Source organism: Shewanella sp. 11B5, from assembly GCF_002836795.1.
In the GTDB taxonomy this organism is placed as follows: Bacteria; Pseudomonadota; Gammaproteobacteria; order Enterobacterales; family Shewanellaceae; genus Shewanella; species Shewanella frigidimarina.
The window spans coordinates 1-1,196 of the sequence record NZ_PJAP01000139.1 but is presented as its reverse complement, the minus strand read 5'-3'; the positions used below and the strand labels follow the sequence as shown (position 1 = coordinate 1,196).

The following is a 1,196-nucleotide window of genomic DNA, read 5'->3' as shown; positions in this document are numbered from 1 at the left end:
GTATCGCTAACGGTAGCCTCGTGCTACAAATTATCAGCGGAATCATTTTGGGCGTGATTCTGGCAAGTATTTCAACAACAGGTGCCAACAATGTGGCTTTTTTGGGCTCACTTTTTGTGGGTGCTTTAAAAGCTATTGCGCCAATCCTGGTTTTTGTTTTGGTTGCATCATCGATTGCCAATCAAAAGAAAAATAGCCAAACCAATATGCGTCCTATCATTGGGCTATATCTTCTGGGTACATTTGTTGCTGCATTAACCGCAGTATTATTCAGTTTTGCGTTTCCAACCACTTTATTGCTAACCACTGGGATAGAGGGAACCAATCCTCCTCAAGGGATTAGTGAAGTTATCAATACCTTATTGTTCAAAATTGTCGATAACCCAGTTAACGCACTATTAACGGGCAATTACATTGGTATTTTGGTGTGGGGGGCTGGTCTTGGAATAACCATGCATCATGCCAGCGACAGCACTAAACGAATGCTCTCAGATGTCAGTGATGCGGTGTCAAATATTGTTCGCTTTGTGATTCGTTTAGCGCCTATCGGTATTTTTGGTTTAGTTGCGGCCACATTTGCTGAAACAGGTTTCGACGCTCTAGCGGGTTACGGCCAATTATTGATGGTACTTGTGGGATCTATGTTATTCATTGCTTTGGTGATTAACCCTATTATCGTTTATGTCAAAATTAAGCGTAATCCTTATCCATTAGTATTTAAGTGTTTACGTGAAAGTGGTGTAACAGCCTTTTTCACCCGTTCAAGTGCGGCCAATATTCCGGTCAACATGGCTTTGTGTGAAGAATTAAAACTGCATAAAGACACTTATTCAGTGTCTATTCCATTAGGTGCCACCATTAATATGGGCGGTGCTGCGATTACCATTACGGTATTAACATTAGCAGCAGCTCATACTTTGGGTATTCAAGTGGACTTTATGACAGCTCTGTTATTGAGCGTGATAGCGTCGGTTTCTGCTTGTGGTGCTTCAGGTGTTGCCGGTGGTTCATTATTATTAATCCCATTAGCGTGTAGTTTGTTTGGGATTTCTAATGATGTTGCCATGCAAGTTGTGGCAGTTGGTTTTATTATTGGTGTGATTCAAGATTCAGCCGAAACAGCACTAAATAGCTCTACAGATGTTATCTTTACTGCAGCAGCATGTGAAGCTGCTGAAGCTAAAGAGGCTGCTAAA

1 protein-coding gene is annotated in these 1,196 nt (G+C 41.6%); it reads left to right on the top strand.

What is annotated here, in order from left to right; translation table 11 throughout:
* Positions 1-2 precede the first annotated feature (2 nt).
* Positions 3-1,196 (top strand): serine/threonine transporter SstT (gene sstT, locus CXF78_RS01170; protein WP_257984792.1); only part of this gene is annotated, 1,194 nt, incomplete at its 3' end.